The sequence below is a fragment of the Leptotrichia trevisanii DSM 22070 genome, assembly GCF_000482505.1.
Lineage (GTDB): Bacteria > Fusobacteriota > Fusobacteriia > Fusobacteriales > Leptotrichiaceae > Leptotrichia > Leptotrichia trevisanii.
Window position 1 is genome coordinate 1 of the sequence record NZ_AXVL01000044.1, and the last position, 22,778, is coordinate 22,778.

Consider the following 22,778-nt stretch of genomic DNA (forward strand, 5'->3'; position numbering starts at 1 on the left):
AGTTTATTTTGTGTAATGTTTATCATAAATATATTATACAAAAAAATCAGCCGAATTTCTATTCGGCTTTTTTTATATTAAATTAAATTTATATAGTGAATTGAAATTTTAATTAAATCAGTTCAAATTCTGACTGTGCCTTTTCCATTTCGATGTACATTTTATAATATCGTCCTTTATTTTTCATAAGTTGATTATGATTTCCAATTTCTTCAATTATTCCGTCGGACATAACTATAATTTTGTCATAATCTTTTATTGTATTGAGTTTGTGGGCGATTGTAATTACAGTTTTGTTTTTTGTAAGAATACTTAGTGATTTTCTTATTTCGTGTTCGTTGTCGGCATCAAGTGAGGCTGTGGCTTCATCGACTAGAATAATTGGGGTATCTTTTAATAAGGCTCTTGCGATTGAAATTCTCTGTTTTTCTCCACCAGACAAAGTAGAGCCGCCTTCTCCGATTATAGTGTCGTATCCATTTTCGCTTTCCATTATAAAATCGTGACAATTGGCATTTTTAGCCGCATTTATCACTTCTTCCCTTGTAGCCTTCGGTTTTCCCAGCCTTATATTATTTTCAAAAGTGTCATTTACCAAGTAGACATCTTGGAAAATCATACTTATATTTGTAAGCAGCTCTTCAGGATATATTTTTTGGATATTTATTCCACCGATGGTAATTTCACCGGACTGGCAGTCCCAGAATCTTGCAATAAGGCTGGTAACGGTTGTTTTTCCAGAGCCTGACGAGCCAACTAGGGCAGTTTTTGTCCCCTGTTTTGCTTCAAAAGTAATGTTTTTTAGAACAGGAGTGTCTTTTTCATAAGAAAAACTTACATTCTGGAATTTTATATCATAATTTGGTAAAGTAACTTTTTCAAGTTCATAGGAAATTTCCTTTTCATTATGCACATTTATCAGCTTATCTGTGGCAAGTTTCAAGTATTGGATAAAAGTATATTGCATAGAAAAGGCTTTTAGCACATTTGAAAGTGAAAGTCCAATAATTATGTATGAAAAAAATTCCACTTTATTAATGGAAGAAGATATAAAAAGCTGTGTAGACACAAGCAGAAGCAAGGCAAAGGAAATATCTGTAATAAGCTGAAAAATCATAACATAGGGGGCAAGAGCAATTTCAGTATTTATACTTTCCCTTTTCAAATCATTAAAGCTGTCCTTTAACCTCTTAAATCGTTCCCCAGTCAGATTGTATGCCTTAAAAAGTTCCATTCCAGCGATATATTCCACCATCCGTGAAACAACATTGTCCATAGTATGCTTCTTTTTCAATGCTATTTTTGCACCTTTTTTCGTTCCTAGAATGACAAATATTAATCCAGTCAGGGAGATTATTAGTTGCAGTATGGCAAGTAGGGGAGAAATTGCAAATATAATTAACAGAAGATAAATTGTCAGTATGGATAATTTTATAATTTCTGATGTACTGTGAGTTATAACCTGCTCAAAATCTTGTAAATCATTTGTCATAATATTAATAATATTCCCAATGTTATGACTGTTAAAGTATCCCAGATTCAAATTTCTCAAATGATCCCCCATCCTGATTCTCAAATCCTGAATAATTTTAGCTCCCTCGGTTTGAATCCCAATATATCCGATACGATTTAATATAAATCTACAAATAATTGCAAAAATCATAATAAAAGTATAGATTATTAATTTTTTCATCGTAAAATTATTATTCAGCAAATCAATAATTGTAAAATAAAACATTGCATAGTTCATCATATAAAATAAGGCGTCTATTGTTAGAAAAAATATTGGATTTTTCAAATTTTTATATTTATTTCCAGCAAGAGTTTTTATATTTCTAATATCGTTAATCATTGTCTGCACCCCCTAAATTTTCTTATTTTCCATCAAATCATTATCGCTATATAAATTCCACAAATGCCAGTATTCTGACTTGTTTTGCAGAAGCTCCTTATGAGTACCTTGCTCGGTAATACGTCCTTTATTCATTACAACGATATTATCGGCATTTTTTATTGTGTAAAGCCTGTGAGCGATGATAATGGCAGTTTTCCCTTTTAATAAAGTACGTAAAGCCTCCTGAATCTTGGCTTCGTTTTCAATGTCGGAGTAGGAAGTAACTTCGTCCAGCACGATAATTGGAGCATTTTTTAAAATGGCACGAGCTATTGAAATTCTCTGTTTTTCCCCACCGCTTAACTTAATTCCGCCTTCTCCAATTACAGTTTCGTATTTTTGAGGTAAGGACATTATAAAGTCATGAATTTGTGCCTTTTTTGCCGCATTTTCCACTTCTTCCAGCGAATAATCCTTTCCCATTCTTATATTCTCAAAAATAGTATCATGAAGCATAAATGTATCCTGAAATACGAATGAAACATTATCAGCCAATCCTGTGTAAGCGAAGTCCTTAATATCAGTTCCGTCAATCGTTATTTTCCCGCTATTTATGTCCCAGAATCTTCCAAGTAGAAGTCCTATCGTTGTTTTTCCTGAGCCAGAAGGCCCAATAAGTGCAGTTGAAGTTCCAGATTTTATTTCCAAGGAAAAGTTATTTATAACATTTTTATTTTTATATGCAAAATTTACATTTTCATATTTTATATAGCCTGAAAAATTAGAAGGGAAATTTGTGTTTCCAGATTTTTGCTCCTGTTCCCCATTGATTTCCATAATTTTCCCTAACCCTTTAGTTAATGCGGAAAGATGGTGTGCCAAATCAAATAATGCCTTTAATGAGCTTAAAAAAATTGTACTCATTAAAATAAATAAAATGTACGCAGATACTGAAATTTGATTATAAAACAGCATAAGTCCGCCAACAGGAATAATGAAAAGCAGCCCTGAATCAGTCAGACAGAGAAAAATTGAATAAAATGGTACACTTAATTCTGTAAGTTCAATCCAGTAATCCGCATATTCCTGAGTAATATCCCGATAATCCTTAAAGGATTTTGCAGTAAGATTAAATGCCTTCATGACATTCATTGCATTTATGTATTCCATAATAGTGGCATTCAAATTTGCAAGAAGAGTATAGTAACGTTCTACACGGGTTCCGTAGCTTTGAAACATTTTTCCCTGTGCCATTATGCTTAGAATAATTGGAATAAATAAAACAAGTGTCAATTTCCAGTTAAAATAAATCATAATCCCTAAAAATATTATCGGAGTTACAAGTGCCGATGATAAATCTGGAATCTGATGTGCAATAAAAAGTTCCAATTTTTCTATATCCTCATTAATAATCTTTTTTAGCTTTCCAGACATATTTTTCTTAAAAAATCCCATATTCAGCTTTGACAAATGCTCAATCAAATCAATCCGAATCTTATACAAAATCGAAAAAGCTGCAATATGTGAAAAAACACCTGATAAAATTTGCATAATTATTTTTACAATTATAAAAAATATCGCAATAAATACACAGAACTTTATTCTTGAATAATCAATATTCACCTTAAAAAGCTCCAAAACAATCTGATACACAAGAAGATAAGGCACAGCAGACAATGTTGTACCAATTATACTGAATATTGCTGAAAAAATCAGCTTTATCTTATGTTTACCAGATAAGCTTAGCAAGTATTTCAATTCTTTCATAATAAACCCTCCATTCCTTTGTCACAGAAAATAAAACAATTTTATTTTCCGAAAGTATAAATTCCAAGTCGATTATTAACAATATAAAAGAGTGGAATAAATAATTTTTTCCATCCAGGAAGATGACGTTTCATTTCATCGGTAAAATTAATAAGTCCAGTCTGTTTTAATTTTGGATTTAATTTTACGACTTCACTTCCATCTTTTACTCCCCATTTGAAAGTTGCTTTCATACTTTTTAGTGCATCATGATGATTTGTTGCTTTTGCTGTTCCCTTGTAAAGCAAATCAAATTGTGCTTCAAATGAGTCAAAGCTGTCAGTCAGCATTTCCAAGAACTCTTTAATCTGTTTTTCCTCAAAATACATAAGAACACCTTCAGAAATAATAAGCAGCTTTTTACCATTTAACTTAATTTCCTTAGTCCAGCTTGAATCAAATGCCGATTTTGGAATATCAATAACTCTTTCATTAGGCTCAAAGAATAATTTTCTTTCTTCAATCACTTCAGGCAAATCAATGTTATACCATCGTATTTTTCCATTGTCAACTCTTAAAAATCGTGTATCAAGTCCGCTTCCAATAGATACAATTACACAATCTGGATATTTTTGAATAAATTTCTTTGTCTCATTATCCATCACTTTCGCACGTGAAAGAATCCCATAGTACGAAGCCCACGCCTTCTCAAATTTTGAAAAATCATAATCCAGCTGTGAAAGAATCTCGGAAGATTTTTTATCATTTAAAATTGGATTTTTACTTTCAGCATCTTTCGCACGTGCATGCAAAGTAATAAGCATAGTTTCTGAAACGTTGTCAAGTTTTATTTTCATCGTATATTCCTCCTTATAAAATTTTGGTTATCAAACTATCCAATAGAATTATACCCATATTTATCCAAAATGCAAATTTTATTTAAAAAATAAAAATATCTATTAAATTGTTAAAAAAATTTAACAACAAGGGCTATGTTTGCCAAACCCTCTAGCCTTTCTCTACGCTTTAGCTATTAAAAAAAGGGATAGTTAATATGTATGAAAAGATACAGGTAACACTATCAGTATTAATAACAATCCTTTAATTTATCTTAAAAACAGTGTGTAATATATAAAAATATTTTTAGGAAGAATTTTGTGACATTTATGAGTTCCATAGTTTTTTGATTGTTTTTTACCTTAAACTATGGTAAAATTAGTTATATTTTTATTGAGGGAAATTGTTAAATTTGGAGATTTGTAAATGATAAAAAATAAGGACAGATTTTTTAACTTTGATATTTTAAAATGTGTTGCGATTAGTATGGTTTTATTTATTCATATTGTTGCAAGCGAGTTATATAATTATGGGAAAATATCTGGAAATAGATGGATGATGGCAAATATTGTAGATTCACTTAGCAGAATGTGCGTGCCAATATTTGTTATGATTAGTGGATTTTTTTTATTGAGAAAAGATGAGGATGTGAAAATATTTTTTAAAAAGAGATTTACAAAATTATTTCCTAAGTTTTTTGTATATTCTGTTATTTTTTTTATATTCACAATAATTTTTAAAGATGTTAAAGATAACGAACTATTTTCAGTTTTTTTTAGAAAATCAACTTACAAGATTATAATTTCAATTTTTTTCCAGAAAGAAAGTTACCATAATTTCTTTTCAAGTTTTTTTCAAGGTAAAATTTACTATCATTTGTGGTATATTTATATGATATTGTCGCTTTATCTGATAACGCCATTTTTACGAAAAGTTGTGGCAAAAATTGAGAGAAAAAGCATTAATTATCTAGTTTTTATATGGATAATATTTATGGTTTTGATACCATTTCTGAATGTGATTTTTAAGAAAAATATAAAAATATATTCTCCAGCTGGGCAATATGTTGGTTACTTCTTAATTGGCTATTTACTTGCAGAAAAGCCTTTGAATATGAAAAAATGGCAAAAATATACAGTTTTTTTAATAACAGTATCACTAACAATCTTTTTAACTTATATATTTACAAAATCAAGTGGAAAATTTTTTGATTATTTTTATGATTATCATTCAATTTGTGTATTTATATCCGCAGTTTTGTTTTATGACTTTTTTGTAAATATTTTTGATGGGGAAAAAGTTTTAGCCAAAGTAAAGAATGTTATAAAGTCTGTATCAGCGAAAACTTATGATATTTATTTAATTCATCCGATTTTTTTATTTTTTTGTGAAAGAATATTAAAATCCAGAATGAATTATTTTTTATATATAGTTACTGCATTTGTAATAGTGTTTTTGCTATCTTTTTTTACAAGTGAAATATTAAATAGATTGTATAAATTCTTAGCGGGAATAAATAAATGGAGGGAGAAAAATGGTAGATAAGGAAATGATGGAGAAAAATACAAGAAATAGAAAGCCGTTACCGATAGGGGTGTCTGATTTTAAGGAAATTGTAGAAAATAATTATTATTATATTGATAAAACAAAGTTAATTGAAGATATTTTACATTACAGGGCAAAAGTAAACTTGTTTACACGTCCAAGAAGATTTGGGAAAACGCTTAATATGTCAATGATTAAATATTTTTTTGATATAGAAAAAAAAGAAGAAAATCGAAAATTATTTGACGAATTAAATATTTCTAAGAGTGAATACATGCAGGAGCAGGGGCAATATCCAGTTATATATATAAGTTTTAGGAACATGGAAGAGGTTAGCTGGGAAAATTCCTATATTGCAATTAGACAATTAATAAGTAATATGTATGATGAATTTAAATTCATAAGAGAAGATATGGATGAAAGGGAATTGTTTTATTTTGATAATGTCTGGTTTAATAAAGATACAGCAGATTGGAAAGGCTCATTGAAAGCGTTGACAAAATATTTGTATGAATATTATGGGAAAAAAGCTATTGTGTTGATAGATGAATATGATACGCCAATAATTCAGGCTTATCAGGAGGGATATTACAAACAGGCAATTTCATTTTTTAAGAAGTTTTATGGGGATGCGATGAAGGATAATGAATATTTGCAGTTTGGAATTATGACTGGAATATTGAGAATTGCGAAAGAAGGAATTTTTTCAGGGTTAAATAATTTGAAAGTAAATAATATTTTTAGTGAAAAATATTCGGAGTATTATGGGCTTACTGAAAACGAAGTTGTTAAGGCTGTGAAATATTACGGGCTGGAATACGAAATGGAGGATATAAAAGAGTGGTATAATGGTTACCAGTTTGGAGATAGTCAAGTATATAATCCTTGGTCGATTATTAACTTTTTGGATGAAAAAAAATTGTGTCCATACTGGATAGGAGTTTCTGGAAATAAACTCATAGATGATATGTTGGATAAAGGAAATGAAAAAATACTTAGTGATTTAGAAAAACTTTTTCGAGGGGAAAGGATACATAAGCAGATAAACGATTATACTGAATTTACTTTTGGAGTTGAGGATATATGGCAGTTGTTTTTATATAGCGGATATTTAACAACATCTGGAAAATTCGAGAGTGGAGAATGTCCAATAAAAATACCGAACAGAGAAATAACAGAATTTTTTGAAAATAGATTTATAAACAGGTTTATAGGGAACTATAATAAATTTTCAGATATCATAAGAAATTTAAAAAATGGAAAAATCGAAGAATTTGCAAAAGAACTTCAAGATGAAATACTTTCTTCGCTTAGTTATTTTGATACAGAAAAGGACGAGAAATATTACAAAATATTTTTAATTGGGATATTTATAATATTGGGAAACGATTACATCAGATTGTCGGAGAGAGAAAGTGGCTATGGAAGGGCAGACTTGGTTTTAGAGCCTAAAAATAAAATAAATCCAGCGTATATATTTGAATTTAAAGTTGTAAATAATGAAGATGAGTTGGAAAATTATGCAAAAGCTGGATTTGAGCAGATAAAAGAAAAAGAGTACGATGTGGAATTGAGAAATAGAGGAGTAGGCAGAATTGTCTGTGTTGGACTTGCGTTTTATAGAAAAAAACTTAAAATGAAATACGAAATAATGGAGTAAAATTATTAGACTTGTTTGATAACTGTATGAATTTAAGATTATAATAAAATAGTTATTGTTCAGCAAGGGAAAAAATCTTTTGTCAAAATAAAAGTGTTAAGTTGTTGAACATATATTGTAAAACTGAAATTAAAAGTTATGGATATTTAATTTTGAAGAAGAAAAATAAAAAAAGGAAGTGTAATTTAGAATGGCAGTAAGCGGGATGAAGAAAAATTATTCTTATTTATTTGGGATATTAACAATTGTGATGTATTTTATAGGGCTGTTACTTATAAATCGTGGACTTGGATTTACAAATGTAGCTGTAATTATTTGTTCAATGGTGATTTATTATGTGGCAAATGTTTATAATATGACGGGAAGATATAAATTACGGGATATTGTAATTATAGTTGGAATTAATTTTATTCTTGTGATGGTTACGACATTTTTGAGAATACTTATTTTGAATGAGGCAATAATTTTATTTGGACTGATTACAATGTTTCAAATTATATATCGTTATATTATAATAATAGGATTGGCTGAAAAGAAAAAAGTCGTTTTTGTTGGAGAAAATGGATATACAAATGACTTGATGGAAAGCATAAAAAAAGACAGTCAGTACAAATTATCAGACTTTTTAAAAGAAGAAAAAAATATGGAGATTTTAACAGAAAAATTATTGAATCTATGTGAAAATAAAAAAGTTGATATAATTGTGGATTTTACAAGTAATCTTTTGTATGATACAAAACTTGTCGATAAACTTTTGCAGTACAAACTTGGCGGAATGCAGTATTACAACTATCTGGAATTTTACGAAATGTATGAAAATAAATTGCCAGTTTCAAACTTAAGTCCAAAATGGTTTTTGGAAAATACAGGATTTGAAATTTACTACAACAACTTTAACTTGAAGGCAAAACGTATTCTTGACATAATTTTTGCACTTTTAATTGGAGTCTGTGTAATTCCGATTATGATTATTGCTGCAATAATAATAAAACTGGAGTCAAAAGGGCCGGTATTCTTTATACAGGAAAGAATCGGAGAAGGAAACAAGCCGTTTAAAATAGTAAAATTTCGTTCAATGACGACTGATGCGGAAAAAGACGGGCCAAAATGGGCTACAAAAAATGACAATCGTGTCACAAAATTTGGTAAATTTATGCGTCTTACAAGAATTGACGAATTGCCACAACTGTGGAATGTGCTACGTGGAGAAATGAGTTTCGTGGGGCCACGTCCAGAAAGGGAATTTTTTATAAAGCAACTAGAAAAGGAAATTATGTACTACAATCTAAGACATACTGTAAAACCAGGACTTACTGGCTGGGCACAAGTTATGTATCCATATGGAGCGAGTATTGAAGATGCTTACAGAAAATTGCAGTATGACTTGTATTATATAAAAAATCATGATATTTTGTTTGATGTGAAGATATTGTTAAAGACAGTTACGATTGTAATTTTTGGAAAAGGGAGATAATAATTTTGAATTTTTGAGAGAGGGTAATAAATGTTATTTTTTACATTTATTAATGGAGTTATAAAAATGAAAAAATTTATAGTATCTCAATATAATGATAAAAATAAAACTATAAATACTTTTTGCAGTGATTATTATGAATTTGCAAAGCATATAATAGAGGTAAGGATAAATATTATGAATCAATGAATTTGAGAAGAACAGGGGAAAATATATGGACTGGAAAATATTATAAATCAATCAATGAGGTAGGGATAGAAACAGAAGTCGTATATGAAAATGAAAAATGTTATGATTCTAAAACAGGAAAAGAAATAAAATATTTTACACTGTATTTTCAAAGTGACATAATAAAATATGATGAGTTGAAGACAACAGAAGAAGTAAGTATGGGAATCGTATCCGATTATACTCCAAATGAAGAATATTTTCGTGGAAAATATTTAGATAAGAAATCATTTAAGGAATTTTTTAAAGATTCAGATTGGAATTTAGAAGGAGATATAAAAATAGATGCATATTATCAAAGTATAGAGCCATTATATTATCAAATGCGACTTGAAACAGAAAATGGTGAGTTGGTTTTAGGTGAAAAGTGTAGGTATATAAAATAAAATTTTAAGGAGAAGTATCAGAATGAAAAAATTTATTATAATTACTTCAATTATTTTAACAATTTTATTTATCCTACTTTACATAATAATATTCTATGATTATAAAACTTCTGAAAAAACAAAAAAATTTATGGTGTCTCAGTATAGTGATAAAAGTAAAACTATAAATACTTTTTGCAGTGATTATTATGAATTTGCAAAAGCATATAATAGAGGTAAGGATAAATATTATGAATCAATGAATTTGAGAAGAACAGGGGAAAATATATGGACAGGAAAATATTATAAATCAATCAATGAGGTAGGGATAGAAACAGAAGTTGTATATGAAAATGAAAAATATTATGATTCTAAAACAGGAAAAGAAATAAAAGATTTTACACCGTATTTTCAAAGTGACATAATAAAATATGATGAGTTGAAGACAACAGAAGAAGTAAGTATGGGAATCGTATCCGATTATACTCCAAATGAAGGATATTTTCGTGGAAAATATTTAGATAAGAAATCATTTAAGGAATTTTTTAAAGATTCAGATTGGAATTTAGAAAGCAATTTAAAAATGGAAGTGTATTATCAAAGCAAATGGACTCTTTATTATCAGATGGAGATAAAAACTGAAAATGAAAAATTACATTTGTGGGAAAGTTGCAGATATGTAAAATAAAATTTTAAAAGGAAATGATATGAAAAAAATGATAATTTCATTGCTATTATTGATTTTAGTATCGTGTAAACCAAAAAATTCTCAAATTGTGGTAGAAGCACTGGAAAAAATGTATCAAAGTAGGCAAAATATAGAGGAATTTTGCGAAGAAAATCAGTATAGTTTGTTGATTAGTTATTTTAAAAATAATAAAAAGTACAGTAAAAAAATAAGTTTATCAAAAATAGGGAACGGAATTTGGGAAGGTGAGTATCAAGTAAATGAGGAAATTATAAAAATTCGATATGTAAATGGGATTTTTTATGATTTAGAAAATAAAAAAATAAAAGAATTAGAAAATTTTAAATTATTTTTTCAGACGGATACTATAAAAAAGAATGAAATTAAAATTTTGAGTGAAGTTGATAAAAAAGATTCAATGTTTCCCGCATTATTTGCAGAATACAAAGATAAAAATTCGATAAGTAATTATATTAGTCAGTTTGGAATAAAAGAAAATTTTGAAAAAATAAAAATATATTCGCAAAATAGAGGAGGAACTATGGGGGAGATTGAATTTATAGATTCTAAGTCGAAAACAAAAATTGTAGAAACTTGTGGATATGTGTATTGAGGCATAAAACGGAGAAGCTGTAGATGTATATGAAAAAAATGCTAACAATATTAATAATTGTATTATTACCAATATTTTCATTACTAATTTATTTTATATACAACGAGATAAAAATATCAAATGAAATTGCAAAAATAGAAGAAAATATAGAAAAATTATATAAAAAAAATAAATTGAATGAATTTTGTGAGAAGGATTACAGGCTGGAAATTCGTAAAAATAATTTTTTGATGAAATTGATTTTGGAGAAAAAAGATGATGTTTGGGAAGGAAAGTATAAATTAAATGATGAAATTTTTCATATTGTATATAGAAATGATAAATTTTATTATAAAAATACCGAAAGAGAAATATCAGAATTAAAAGATTTTAAATTTTATTTTCAATATGGTAAGATTGAGAAGGAAAAGTTAAAGGATATGCACTTTTTTAACGCTTTTTTGGCTCCAAAAGATTCGTTTTATTATAAAGATGGGATAACCGGGAAGTATATTGAACGTAAAAAGATAAATTTTGATAATGAAGAAACTGGAGAAAATATTAGGGAAGAATGTGGCTTAGGAGAGGAAAGTATGATAAAATTACATTAAATAAAAAAGAGTTAAAAAATTAGGAGAGAAAAGATGTACTTAAAAGCATTGGAGCTGACAGGATTTAAATCGTTTGCGAATAGGACTGTTGTGGAGTTTGACAATGGGATTACTTCGATTGTTGGGCCTAACGGGAGTGGGAAGAGTAATATTCTGGATGCGATTTTGTGGGTTTTGGGAGAGCAGAGTTATAAGAATATACGGGCGAAAGAGAGTTCAGATATTATTTTTTCTGGCGGAAAGAATAAAAAGCCAAAGTCTATGGCGGAAGTCAGTCTTATTATTGATAACGGGGATAGATATCTGGATATTGATTTTTCAGAAGTTAAGATTACTCGAAGAATTTTTAAGACAGGGGAAAATGAGTATCTTATAAATAATAAGAAATCTAGGCTTAAAGATATTCATAATCTTTTTATGGATACAGGAATTGGAAAGCAGGCTTACTCGATAATTGGGCAAGGGCGTGTAGAGAGAATTATTGGTTCTTCCCCAAAGGAATTGAAGGAAATTATTGAAGAGGCGGCTGGAGTAAAAAGGGCTAAGATTGAGAAGGAAGATTCTGAGAAAAAGTTGCAGGATTTGAAAAATGAAATTGAAAAAATTGATTATGTGGAAAAAGACTTGAAACTGCGAGTTGATTATTTGAAAAAGGAGCAGGAAAAGGCAAGGCTTTTTAAGGATTATACAAAAAAAATTGATGTACAGCGATTTATGGTTCTGGAGTATAATGTCAATGAAAAGAGTTCGCTAAAATATGAGTATGAGGAAAAAAGTCAGGAAATACAGGAAGAATTAGAAAAAAGTGAAAAGAATTTTTCAGAAAAACAGGCGGAACTCCAAAGAACTAATGAAATTCGGGAAGAATTGTACAAAAATCTGGAAAGTCAAAAAAATGAAAATAGCGAAAACTTTAAAAATTTGGAAATTTTAAAAGACGAGTATTCAAAGCTAGTGAATCAAAATTCCAATTTGGAAACGGAAGCTAATGAAAAAGCTAAAAGAAAAAGCATTTTGGAAAAGGATATCGCTGAAAAAGAGGAAATTTTGAATAATTCCAGAAGTGAACTTGAGCTTATTACAAAGGATTTGGCTGCAAAGGAAAAGGAAAAGGCTGAGTGGGAAAGCAAAGTTGGGGAATTGAAGCAGAAAAGTGATAAAATTACGCTTGAACTGAGAGAACGGACACAAAAGAACTCTAATTTTGAAGTGGATAAAATAAAAGTCGCTGGGGAAAATGAGGATCTGGGAAAAAGGGTTTTGGCAGCAAAAACTGAAAATAAAAGGCGTATCGCTGAGAAAAGTATTGTAGAAGCAGAGTTTAACAAAATAAATGAAGAAAAACAGACTTTTGAAATACAAAAATCAGAAAATGAGAAGCAGAAACTTGAAAAGGAGCTGAAAATTCAGAAACTCAATGAAAAAACAGAGGAACTGAGAAAGGAATATTCTGGAATTAATAAACAGAAAAATGAGATTAGCTACAAACTTCAGAATTTTGAGGTTAAACAAAAGGCGATTTCGGATGCTATTGAGAAAAATGAAACTTTTAATCGAAGCATAAAGCATATTCTGAATGAAAAAATTGATGGAGTAATTGGTGCTTTTGTTAATTTGATTGATGTTCCAGCGGGATTTGAGGAAGCGGTGCAGACTTTATCTGGTGGAATGTTTCAGGATATTGTTGTAAATGATAGTGAAATTGGGAAAAAATGTATTGGAATTCTGAAAGATAAAAAATTAGGAAGGGCTTCGTTTTTGCCAATTGAAAATATTCGTGTTTCCAAAATGAATGAGTTTTTGCCTGTAATTGATAATGCTTTAGAGCAAAATGATTTTAAAAATAAAATGTCAGATGAGGAAATTCAAAATGTAATTTCAAACACAAAAGGAAAAAATGGAATTATTGATTTTGCAAGAAATATTGTAAAAGTTGAGAAGAAATTTGCAAATAAAAATATAGAAAAAGTTATTCAGTTTGTGTATGGAAATTCAGTTGTTGTTGAAAATCTGGAAGTTGGGACGCAGCTTTTGAAAAAAGGCTTTAATGACAGGATTGTTACACTTGAGGGGGATATTATCACTTCCCGTGGGAGAATGACTGGTGGACATTCGTTTAAAGGGAAAGATGAAATTCTGGAGCGAAAAAAGGAATTGAAACATCTGGAAGTTGAAATCGAGAAAAATAAAAAGAACTTTGAGGAATTTGAAAATAAATTGTCTAAAATTGTTTTGGAGGCTGAAAAAGTTGAGGTAGAAAGGACAGAGGCGGAAAAATTATTTGAGAATTTTAAAAATCAATATCAGGCGTTTAATGAGAATTATGATGATTTTAGTATTAAATTTAGTCGAAAACAGCGGGAAATCAATACCTTGAACTATGAAATTTCTGAAAATGAGAAATTTATTTTGGAAAAGGAAACTAAAATAAAGGAAAATCTGGAACTAATTCAAAATATTGAAAAAAATATTGAAGAAAATAATCTTAAAATGGAAAGTTTGAATGAGGAATTGAAACAATTTGAAAATATTGATGAATTTATCCAGAAATTTAATGCAGCAGATAGGGATTATGAAGTTTTAAAAGTTAGAACGGATAATAATAAAAATCGTTTTGCAGAAATTGAGTCTGATTATAAAAAACTGTTGGATGAAAAGGCCGAACTGGCTGAGTTTGAGAAGAAAAGAGAAATGCTGGGAAATGAGCTTTCTAGAAAAATTTCAAATAAAAAGATAGAAATTGAGAAAAATGAGAAATTAAATGAGAATATTTTAGGTGAGATTCAGAAAATTGAAAAAAATATTCACGAAATTGAAGAAAAGGAAAGAAAATTCATTGGTGAAATTAAAGATATTGAAGTAAATATGTTAAGACATAAAAATGATTATGAAAAAATTATTGAGAAAATTACACGAAATGATAGTGAACTTGAATTTCAGATGGCTGAATTTAAGGAGCTGGAAAGTGAAGAAATTCTGGAAAATGAGGAATATTTTGAAATTGCTGATGAAAATGAGCTGATGGCGACAAAGAAAAAACTGGCGGTAAATGAGAGAAGCCGTATTGACATTGGGGTTGTAAATCTTGCCTCAATAGATGAATTTGAGCATGAAAACGAACGGTATCAGGATATTGTGACACAGAAAAGGGACTTGCTGGAGAGCCGTGAGGCACTGCTTGGATTTATTCGGGAAATTGAAGAGGAAGTTACAACCAAATTTTTTGTGGCTTATGAACAGATAAATAAAAATTTCCAGTATATGTGTGAAACGATTTTGAATGGAGCCAAAGGAATAATTAAAATGACGGATCCTGAAAACTTGCTCACAACAGGCTTGGAACTGAGTGTAAAATACAAAAATAAACCTGAACAGACGTTACTTCTTCTTTCAGGTGGAGAAAAATCAATGCTTGCAGTATCGTTTATAATGGCAATCTTTATGTTCAAGCCAAGTCCGTTTACATTCTTTGATGAAATTGAGGCGGCACTGGATGAGAAAAATACAAAGAGAATTGTGGAATTGCTTCACCAGTTTATTGATAAATCGCAATTTATCCTGATAACTCATAACAAGGAAACAATGAAAGGTTCTCATAGACTTTACGGGGTTACAATGAATAAGGAAATCGGGGAAACTAAGATTGTTTCGGTGGATGTTTAGCTGTTAGATTATAAAATTATGTTTTTTATTTATTTTGGCGAACATTTTTACTGGAAATATTTTAATATTTTTGATAAAATATAGTTAAAAATTGTAATATAGTAAAATCATTTAAAACTGAATTTAGAATTTTACTTAAATATCAGAATCTAAGTTTGAGATTAAAGTGGTTTGAGTGTATAAAAGAAAGTGATTTAAAGAGAGAAAGGAGATATGTGTAAAAGGTTTTTCACATAATTGGGAAGATGTTAAAAAAATTATTAGGGCTAATAACAATGTTTCTGCTATCGGTTATAGGTTTTGCCGAAGTGGATATTTCACAGATAGCAAGTGATTATCCGTATAAGGATAGTGCAATAATGGCAACAGTTCTTGGGACACCGGCTGATCAGCAGTACAAATTTAAAAATCCGAAAGGTCCAAAAGTTAGAAAATTTACAACAACAAAAAAAATTCCTGAAATATTGCGGCAATGGAAGGATTACGAGTACGGTGTATGGACTCAGAAGGGGAAAAAGGCACCACTTATGATTATAGTTTCGGGGACAGGTTCACTTTATAATAGTGGAATGTCACTTTATCTGGCAAATGTGTTTTATGACAAAGGTTACAACGTAATTGCATTCAGTTCCCCAACAACAATGCCGTATATTGTAAGTCAAAGTAAAAATGCGTATGCAGGGTATATAAAAGATGAAACTACACAGCTGTATTCTTTGATAAGCCAGGCTATTTTAAGAGAAAAAGGGGATGGAATGAAAATTGATAAAATTTATATCGGTGGCTACAGTTTAGGTGGTTTTCAGTCGCTTTTACTTCATGAACTGGATGAAAAGAATAGTAGAAGAATAGGAATTGATAAATCATTATTATTAAATTCACCAATCAGTATTTTAACTGCAACAAAGAATTTAGATGGTTTTTTAGTAAAAAATGGAATTTATGATGCAAGAAGTCTGGAAAAATATATGGATACGATATTTAGTAGACTTATGTATGATGATACAATAAAAATAAAAGACATTGAATTTTCAAATCTTACTACTTCATTGGGTAAATTGGGACTTGGAGAAAAGGATTTTGAAGTGCTGACAGGATTGTTGTTTAGATTTTATTCAGCTAATATGACTTTTGCTGGAGAGGTGTTTAGTGGAAGAAATGCAACTGGTAGGCTTTCGGATAAAAAATCGTATAAACGTTTTGATTCAGTTTCAAAGGAATTTAGGGAAGGATTGTCAGTTTCATTTGACGAATATGCGAAGGAGATCCTATATCCATATCTGAAGAAAAATAAAAATCCTAATCTTGATTTTAATGAATTTGTTGATGAATTTGATTTAAAACATAGTCAGGATTTTATAAACAGAAATAATAAAAATATTATATTTATGACATCTACAAATGATGTTTTATATTCAAGTCAAGATTTGGATTATATACAAAATACATTCTCAAATAAAGTTCTAATACCATTTGGTGGACATACAGGGGTTCTTTGGCATAAGGATGTGGTAAACTTGATGGTAGATAAATTGGAGGAAAATTAAAAATGACAGGAAAAAATAAATTATTAATATTTGGAACTATGCTTGCTGTTGCAACAATTGGACAAGCTGAATTAATGGAAATAAAAAATGAAGATACTGTAATGTTTCTGGAGGAAAACAATAGGGAAGTAAATGACGATTTGTTTGTTGAATTTGTAAATGGTAAGACGGTGGAAGCACCTGATAAAAATATTGAATTAGTTTCACAGACAAACATAAAGACAAAAAAGAACAAACCTGATAAAAATAAATACATTGCTTTTGAACAGGATAGTTATGGAATATTGGCAGAAAATCTGGAAGAATTAAACGAAGATTACATTGCATCAAGTCAAGTGTTTCAATTAACTGGAATAAATGATTCACTGGAGCCATTCAACAGAAGAATGTACGCCTTTAACACGCAGCTTGACAGAAAAGTACTTTACCCAGCCTCACGTATCTATGCGACAATTGTTCCAAAGCCAATAAGAAAAGGAATTTCAAACTTCTATAGTAATTTTAGCGAAATACCGACATTCATAAATTCAGTATTGCAGCTAAAACCTGGAAAAGCGGCAAATGCACTTGGAAGATTTGTTGTAAACTCGACAGTGGGACTTCTGGGAGTGACAGATGTTGCTAAAAACATGGGAATGAAAAGAGATCCTGAAACAATGGGAGATACTTTAGGGCATTATGGAGTTGGATCAGGCTCCTATTTGGTATTGCCGATGTATGGGCCAAGCAGTATAAGAGATGCGGTTGGAACGGGAATAGATACAGTGATGGAAAATAAAGTGAGAGGTGTAGCTGAAGAAAAACTCTTTTTCGATACAGGAGTCTTTGATAAAACGGTTTATGGATTTACAAGGCCAGCTGTAACAGGGCTGAATGCACGTTCTATGCTGAGTATGAGATACGGGGATTTAAATTCTCCATTTGAATATGATTTAGTGAAGGCACTTTACTATAATTATAGAAAAATACAAATTGTAAAATAAAAAATTATTTAGCTGGATGGGAGGAATTAGGATGAGTTACATAAAAGATGTGGATTTGGAAGTATATAATGCGATTGTAAAAGAGGAAAAAAGGCAGGAGGAAGGAATTGAACTGATTGCATCTGAAAATTTTGTTTCAAAGGCTGTGATGGAAGCAGCTGGTTCTGTATTTACAAATAAATATGCTGAAGGATATCCAGGGAAGAGATATTATGGTGGATGTGTAAATGCTGACGTTGTGGAAAGTCTTGCAATTGAAAGATTAAAACAGGTATTTGGGGCAAAATATGCAAATGTACAGCCACATTCAGGATCTCAGGCAAATATGGGAGTTTATGTGGCACTTCTTGAAGCTGGAGATAAAATTCTTGGAATGAGCCTTAGTGCAGGTGGGCATTTGACACATGGTTATAAAATCAATTTTTCTGGAAAAAATTACATTGGGCTGGAATATGGCTTAAATCCTGAAACAGAATTGATCGACTATGAAGCAGTCAGAGAAATTGCATTAAGGGAAAAGCCTAAAATGATAGTTGCAGGAGCAAGTGCCTATTCGAGAATAATTGACTTTAGGAGATTTAGGGAAATTGCTGATGAAATTGGGGCATATCTGATGGTGGATATGGCTCATATAGCTGGACTTGTAGCAACAGGACTTCATCCAAATCCAATAGAATATGCAGATGTAGTAACTTCAACAACTCATAAGACGTTAAGAGGGCCTCGTGGCGGAATAATTTTGACAAACAATGAAGAGATTGCTAAAAAAATTGACAAGACAATATTTCCGGGAATACAAGGCGGGCCATTAGTTCATATAATTGCTGCGAAAGCCGTCGCATTTAAAGAGGCACTTAGCCCAGAATACAAAAAATATCAGGAACAGGTGGCAAAAAATGCAAAAGTTCTGTCAGAAGAACTGGTAAAAGGAGGACTTAGAATTGTAAGCGGAGGTACTGACAACCATTTAATGCTGGTAGATTTACGTCCAATGGGAGTTACAGGAAAATTAGCTGAAGCAAAACTGGAAGAAGCTGGAATCACTTGTAACAAGAACGCCATTCCAAATGATCCCGAAAAACCATTCGTTACAAGTGGGATAAGACTAGGAACGCCTGCAATTACAGCTCGTGGATTTAAGGAAGAGGAAACAAGACAGGTGGCACAGTTTATATTGACTGTTTTAGGAAATATAAATGACAGTGAAAAAATTGCCCAAGTAAAAGAGGAAGTTTTAAAATTAACAGAAAAATTTCCACTTTATAAAGATAAATAAAATGGAAAATAAATTAGGAGAAAATGTGAGAAAAAATAATAGAAAAAATGATGAAATGAGAGAAGTAAAAGTAACAAAAAATTACATTATTCATCCAGAAGGTTCAGTCCTAATCGAATTTGGCAACACAAAAGTTATCTGCAACGCAACTGTTGAGGAAAAAATACCAAGATGGCTGAAAGGAACAGGTTCAGGATGGATAACAGCAGAATACAGCATGCTCCCGAGAGCTACAAATGCACGTGTTCAGAGGGAATCAATAAAGGGAAAACTTTCTGGAAGAACCATGGAAATCCAACGTCTAATCGGAAGAGCCCTAAGAGCTGCAATAGACTTGGAAAAACTGGGAGAAAGAACAATAATGATTGACTGCGATGTAATTCAGGCAGATGGTGGAACAAGAACAGCTTCAATTACAGGAGCATATCTTGCTTTGGAACTGGCAATTGAAAAATTAATAGACGAAGGAAAACTAAAAGAAATCCCCATAAAATCAAAAGTCGCAGCAATAAGTGTAGGAAAAGTTCGAAATGAACTGCTTCTTGACTTGGAATACGAAGAAGATTCAAAAGCGGATGTGGATATGAATATTGTAATGAACGACAAAGGTGAATTTATCGAGTTGCAGGGAACAGGAGAAGAAGCAACTTTTACCCATGCAGAACTATTAAAATTTATAGAGTTGTCAAAAAATGCCTTTGATAAATTATTCAGTTTGTAAACTAAAAAAAATTTTAAGAAAGGGGTGAGAGGCTAAATGAAAAAGACTGGAATGGAAAAATTATTTGATGAGTATATGAAAAGGATACAGGCTGGGGATACAAAGGCAATGAATGAGATTGGACTTATTTTTCAGAATAATTATGATAATGAAAATGCTAAAAAATGGTTTTTGAAGGCTGTTGAAGCAGGGGATTATGAATTTGCAAATAATCTGGGGTATCTTTATGCTGGCCAGCATGATTTTGAGAATGCTAAAAAATATTACTTAATTGCAATTGAAAATAAAGATTACGATGCCTTAAATAATTTGGCAATTTTGTATGAACAGAATAGGAAAAATGAAGAAGCTGAGAAATATTTCATAAAAGCAATCGAAAAGAATTGTGAAGGTGCAAAGGAAAATCTTTTGACATTCTATAATTCGACTAAACAGACAGAAAAGGAAAAGGATATTTATTTACAGATGGCTTGGAAAGACGATATTAATGCAATGAACCGTTTGGGAATGATTTTTGGAAACGAAGGGAATTTTAAGGAAGCTGAAAAATGGTTTTTGAAAGCTGCAGCACTTGGGGATGAGCATGCGAAGAGTAATTTAAAAGTGCTAAGGAATAATTTTGGAAAAATCTAATTAAAAATGAATATAGATAAAAGAGTATTTAGTAAAATAAAAAAATATGAAATTTTGATTGATTTTTCAAATTAAGATTTGACTAATTTGATTATATGTGGTAACATTAAAATAAGATAATTAAATATAAAATAAATAAATTGGAGGAATTAGAATGGGATTATTTGATTTATTCAAAAAAGGTAAAAAAGATGAAGAAGTTAAACAGGAATTTGACGGAAAAGTGGTAGCACCTATTTCAGGAAACTTATTACCTTTATCAGAAGTACCTGATGAAGTTTTCGCTCAAAAAATGGTAGGAGATGGAGTTGCTATCGAACCAACTGCGTCAGGTGTAATGTTGGCACCAGCTTCTGGAAGAGTAGAAAAAATCTTTGATACTAATCATGCTTTCAGTATTGTAACACCTTCTGGAATTGAAATTTTTGTTCACTTTGGAATGGATACAGTTCAATTGGAAGGAAAAGGATTTGAAAGAATCGCTGAAGAAGGAGCAGTAGTAAAAGCAGGAGATCCATTAATCAAATATGATTACGATTTCTTGAAAGCAAACGCAAAATCAATTATCACACCAGTAATTATTTCAAACTACGAAGATTATGCTTCATTAAATCCAGTTGAATCAGGAACTGCAACAGCAGGAGTAACACTTGTATTAAATGTTCAAAAATAATTTAATAAAATAAAATTCATTAAAAAAATCTCTATTTTAAGTAAGAAATTTTACTTTTTTAGAGATTTTTTATTTTTATACTAACACCCCGTTTAAAAATTAAGAATAAATTTTTATAATAAGGTTGTTTGATAGCTAATTCATAATTATTTAACTAAATTGTTTATTATTATTTTTCAGCTTTTATTCCTTTTTTCCAGTTAATAGATTTTACTAAAATAAAGAATATTATTCCTGCCAATGTATTTGAAAATAAATTTCCCCAGAATATTGAATAAAGGCCAAGATATTTTTGTGTCAATAAAATAAAGATGTATCTTAACAGCCAAATCCTTAAAATTGACATAACTAACGGAACTTTTGTTCTTCCAAGTGCTATAAAAACTCCTTGTGCTATCATAAAAACACTAAATCCAATTACTGAATAAGTATAAATATGGAGAGCTTTATCAGCAATTTCTATTACTTTTTGAACCTTTGTAAAAGTTAATACGAGTGGTAATGAAATAGGCAGGATTAAGGCAATAGTCAAAATTGAAATAGTAACGCCAGTTATCCAGCCCACCTTAAACACATCCTTAGATTTTTTTACATTTCCAATTCCCATATTTATACTAATCATTGAGGAAACGGTGGTTCCTATTGAAGATGGTAAAATAAAGCAGATTGCATTGATATTGGAAGCAATTCCCTGAGCATTTAAGGCAATGGCTCCAAATTTTTCCATTTCCTTGTTTATAAGAAAAAATCCAAGATACAAGAAGGCATAGTTTAACATTGAAGGAAATCCGATTTTTAATAATCGTTTTATAATTGGCAATTTTATTGTGTAACTTCGTAAATTAAGTTTTATATCTCCACTTTTTAAAAATAAATCGTGAAACATCCAGATTGTAACAACTATGTAAGAAAAAAGTGACGCCATAACTGCACCTACAATTCCCATTTTCAAAACATATAAAAAAATTGAATTAAAAATTATTTTTAAAATTAATAAAAGAAAAATTCTAACAAATGTAACCTCAGGGCGTCCAATCGCATTTTTTGAAGAATTGTAAATGGCAGCTAAAAATACAAAGGGCATTATGAGTGAATAAAGCGAAATATAGGTATAGACATTGTTACGAATTTCAGAGGTTGTGTTATTTGAAATCAAAAAAGCTGTAAACATACATACAGGAATTAATAAAAGTCCAATAAAAAAACTGAATACAAAAATTTGTAACATCGTTTCCTTAACAGCCAACATACGCCCTTTTCCATACAGACGTCCAAGCATAACCAGTGTAGCCACTCCCAACCCTTGTGATAATGCAATCATAATATTCAGGACAGGCTGGCTAAATGTAACGGAACTGGCAACTTCCACACTTGTAAGCCTATTTAAAAATAAACTGTCTGAAAGCGGTATAAGAGCCTGTATAATTCCAACCAGCAGTGTTGGAACAGATAAAAAAAGCAATGTATTAATAACTTTTCCATGTAAAATCATCTGACGGCGTTCTTCATTTGATTGAGCTTTAAATAACATCTTAATTTTCCTCCCTTTAAAATTTATTGTATTTTTCATTATAGCACTTTTTTGTGAAATTTAAAACAATTTTATAACTTTTAGACAGAGTAAAAAATATAGGGGCAAATAAATTTAATCAAATTTTTAATTAACAAAAAAGAGGAAACCAGTTACAATATAATCGCCAAA

Annotated in this window: 19 protein-coding genes; 15 read left to right on the top strand and 4 right to left on the bottom strand. The window is 30.2% G+C overall.

The window, feature by feature from the left end; genetic code table 11:
- Positions 1 to 112: 112 nt before the first annotated feature.
- The 3 genes from K324_RS0107830 to K324_RS0107840 are packed head-to-tail and all read right to left on the bottom strand — an operon-like array spanning position 113 to position 4,437.
- On the bottom strand, positions 113 to 1,852 hold the full coding sequence (locus tag K324_RS0107830; protein WP_026748672.1) for an ABC transporter ATP-binding protein: 1,740 nt from the start codon (positions 1,850 to 1,852) through the stop codon (positions 113 to 115).
- A 12-nt stretch (positions 1,853 to 1,864) separates the two neighbouring features.
- Positions 1,865 to 3,601 (bottom strand): ABC transporter ATP-binding protein, encoded by a 1,737-nt coding sequence (locus K324_RS0107835; RefSeq protein WP_026748673.1) that lies wholly within the window; start codon positions 3,599 to 3,601, stop codon positions 1,865 to 1,867.
- Positions 3,602 to 3,642: 41 nt separating this feature from the next.
- Positions 3,643 to 4,437: a class I SAM-dependent methyltransferase gene (locus K324_RS0107840; RefSeq protein WP_026748674.1), complete on the bottom strand. Its 795-nt coding sequence runs from the start codon at positions 4,435 to 4,437 to the stop codon at positions 3,643 to 3,645.
- A 406-nt stretch (positions 4,438 to 4,843) separates the two neighbouring features.
- On the opposite strand from K324_RS0107840, the gene K324_RS0107845 reads away from it, so the two are divergent.
- From K324_RS0107845 to K324_RS0107915, 15 genes are all read left to right on the top strand, one after another.
- The gene (locus K324_RS0107845; protein ID WP_026748675.1) at positions 4,844 to 5,962 is read left to right on the top strand and encodes an acyltransferase; all 1,119 of its coding nucleotides are present in this window, start codon (positions 4,844 to 4,846) and stop codon (positions 5,960 to 5,962) included.
- Entirely contained in the window at positions 5,952 to 7,622 is a 1,671-nt protein-coding gene (locus K324_RS0107850) for an AAA family ATPase (protein WP_248615376.1), read from the top strand. Before K324_RS0107845 ends, K324_RS0107850 begins: the two co-directional genes overlap by 11 nt.
- 190 nt (positions 7,623 to 7,812) lie before the next feature.
- Complete coding sequence (locus K324_RS0107855; RefSeq protein WP_026748677.1) at positions 7,813 to 9,096, top strand: exopolysaccharide biosynthesis polyprenyl glycosylphosphotransferase; 1,284 nt, start codon at positions 7,813 to 7,815, stop codon at positions 9,094 to 9,096.
- 66 nt (positions 9,097 to 9,162) lie between these two features.
- A complete protein-coding gene (locus tag K324_RS16535) occupies positions 9,163 to 9,285 on the top strand; it encodes a hypothetical protein (RefSeq protein ID WP_282705567.1) in 123 nt (40 codons plus the stop codon).
- Positions 9,282 to 9,710, top strand: coding sequence for a hypothetical protein (locus K324_RS0107865; protein WP_026748678.1), 429 nt, complete (start codon positions 9,282 to 9,284; stop codon positions 9,708 to 9,710). Before K324_RS16535 ends, K324_RS0107865 begins: the two co-directional genes overlap by 4 nt.
- Positions 9,711 to 9,732: 22 nt before the next feature.
- A complete protein-coding gene (locus tag K324_RS0107870; RefSeq protein ID WP_026748679.1) occupies positions 9,733 to 10,377 on the top strand; it encodes a hypothetical protein in 645 nt (214 codons plus the stop codon).
- 19 nt (positions 10,378 to 10,396) lie between these two features.
- A complete protein-coding gene (locus K324_RS0107875; protein ID WP_026748680.1) occupies positions 10,397 to 10,990 on the top strand; it encodes a hypothetical protein in 594 nt (197 codons plus the stop codon).
- A gap of 23 nt (positions 10,991 to 11,013) precedes the next feature.
- On the top strand, positions 11,014 to 11,580 hold the full coding sequence (locus K324_RS0107880) for a hypothetical protein (RefSeq protein WP_026748681.1): 567 nt from the start codon (positions 11,014 to 11,016) through the stop codon (positions 11,578 to 11,580).
- Between the two features lie 33 nt (positions 11,581 to 11,613).
- Positions 11,614 to 15,243 (top strand): AAA family ATPase, encoded by a 3,630-nt coding sequence (locus K324_RS0107885; RefSeq protein WP_026748682.1) that lies wholly within the window; start codon positions 11,614 to 11,616, stop codon positions 15,241 to 15,243.
- Positions 15,244 to 15,488: 245 nt separating this feature from the next.
- Entirely contained in the window at positions 15,489 to 16,790 is a 1,302-nt protein-coding gene (locus K324_RS0107890; protein WP_026748683.1) for an alpha/beta hydrolase, read from the top strand.
- A gap of 2 nt (positions 16,791 to 16,792) precedes the next feature.
- Positions 16,793 to 17,773 (top strand): MlaA family lipoprotein, encoded by a 981-nt coding sequence (locus tag K324_RS0107895; protein WP_026748684.1) that lies wholly within the window; start codon positions 16,793 to 16,795, stop codon positions 17,771 to 17,773.
- A 31-nt stretch (positions 17,774 to 17,804) separates the two neighbouring features.
- A complete protein-coding gene (gene glyA / locus K324_RS0107900; RefSeq protein WP_026748685.1) occupies positions 17,805 to 19,049 on the top strand; it encodes a serine hydroxymethyltransferase in 1,245 nt (414 codons plus the stop codon).
- A gap of 25 nt (positions 19,050 to 19,074) precedes the next feature.
- Entirely contained in the window at positions 19,075 to 19,770 is a 696-nt protein-coding gene (rph, locus tag K324_RS0107905) for a ribonuclease PH (RefSeq protein ID WP_026748686.1), read from the top strand.
- 36 nt (positions 19,771 to 19,806) lie between these two features.
- A complete protein-coding gene (locus K324_RS0107910; RefSeq protein ID WP_026748687.1) occupies positions 19,807 to 20,403 on the top strand; it encodes a tetratricopeptide repeat protein in 597 nt (198 codons plus the stop codon).
- A 154-nt stretch (positions 20,404 to 20,557) separates the two neighbouring features.
- A complete protein-coding gene (locus K324_RS0107915; protein ID WP_026748688.1) occupies positions 20,558 to 21,076 on the top strand; it encodes a PTS sugar transporter subunit IIA in 519 nt (172 codons plus the stop codon).
- Positions 21,077 to 21,245: 169 nt separating this feature from the next.
- On the opposite strand, the gene K324_RS0107920 is transcribed toward K324_RS0107915, so the two are convergent.
- Positions 21,246 to 22,607: an MATE family efflux transporter gene (locus tag K324_RS0107920; protein WP_051354421.1), complete on the bottom strand. Its 1,362-nt coding sequence runs from the start codon at positions 22,605 to 22,607 to the stop codon at positions 21,246 to 21,248.
- Between the last annotated feature and the right edge of the window lie 171 nt (positions 22,608 to 22,778).

Bases quoted from the DNA above. Each gene is read 5' to 3' on its own strand.
- K324_RS0107830 (WP_026748672.1), bottom strand. From the start codon at position 1,852: ATGATTAACGATATTAGAAATATAAAAACTCTTGCTGGAAATAAATAT.
- K324_RS0107835 (WP_026748673.1), bottom strand. From the start codon at position 3,601: ATGAAAGAATTGAAATACTTGCTAAGCTTATCTGGTAAACATAAGATA.
- K324_RS0107840 (WP_026748674.1), bottom strand. From the start codon at position 4,437: ATGAAAATAAAACTTGACAACGTTTCAGAAACTATGCTTATTACTTTG.
- K324_RS0107845 (WP_026748675.1), top strand. From the start codon at position 4,844: ATGATAAAAAATAAGGACAGATTTTTTAACTTTGATATTTTAAAATGT.
- K324_RS0107850 (WP_248615376.1), top strand. From the start codon at position 5,952: ATGGTAGATAAGGAAATGATGGAGAAAAATACAAGAAATAGAAAGCCG.
- K324_RS0107855 (WP_026748677.1), top strand. From the start codon at position 7,813: ATGGCAGTAAGCGGGATGAAGAAAAATTATTCTTATTTATTTGGGATA.
- K324_RS16535 (WP_282705567.1), top strand. From the start codon at position 9,163: ATGAAAAAATTTATAGTATCTCAATATAATGATAAAAATAAAACTATA.
- K324_RS0107865 (WP_026748678.1), top strand. From the start codon at position 9,282: ATGAATTTGAGAAGAACAGGGGAAAATATATGGACTGGAAAATATTAT.
- K324_RS0107870 (WP_026748679.1), top strand. From the start codon at position 9,733: ATGAAAAAATTTATTATAATTACTTCAATTATTTTAACAATTTTATTT.
- K324_RS0107875 (WP_026748680.1), top strand. From the start codon at position 10,397: ATGAAAAAAATGATAATTTCATTGCTATTATTGATTTTAGTATCGTGT.
- K324_RS0107880 (WP_026748681.1), top strand. From the start codon at position 11,014: ATGTATATGAAAAAAATGCTAACAATATTAATAATTGTATTATTACCA.
- K324_RS0107885 (WP_026748682.1), top strand. From the start codon at position 11,614: ATGTACTTAAAAGCATTGGAGCTGACAGGATTTAAATCGTTTGCGAAT.
- K324_RS0107890 (WP_026748683.1), top strand. From the start codon at position 15,489: ATGTTAAAAAAATTATTAGGGCTAATAACAATGTTTCTGCTATCGGTT.
- K324_RS0107895 (WP_026748684.1), top strand. From the start codon at position 16,793: ATGACAGGAAAAAATAAATTATTAATATTTGGAACTATGCTTGCTGTT.
- glyA (WP_026748685.1), top strand. From the start codon at position 17,805: ATGAGTTACATAAAAGATGTGGATTTGGAAGTATATAATGCGATTGTA.
- K324_RS0107910 (WP_026748687.1), top strand. From the start codon at position 19,807: ATGAAAAAGACTGGAATGGAAAAATTATTTGATGAGTATATGAAAAGG.
- K324_RS0107915 (WP_026748688.1), top strand. From the start codon at position 20,558: ATGGGATTATTTGATTTATTCAAAAAAGGTAAAAAAGATGAAGAAGTT.
- K324_RS0107920 (WP_051354421.1), bottom strand. From the start codon at position 22,607: ATGTTATTTAAAGCTCAATCAAATGAAGAACGCCGTCAGATGATTTTA.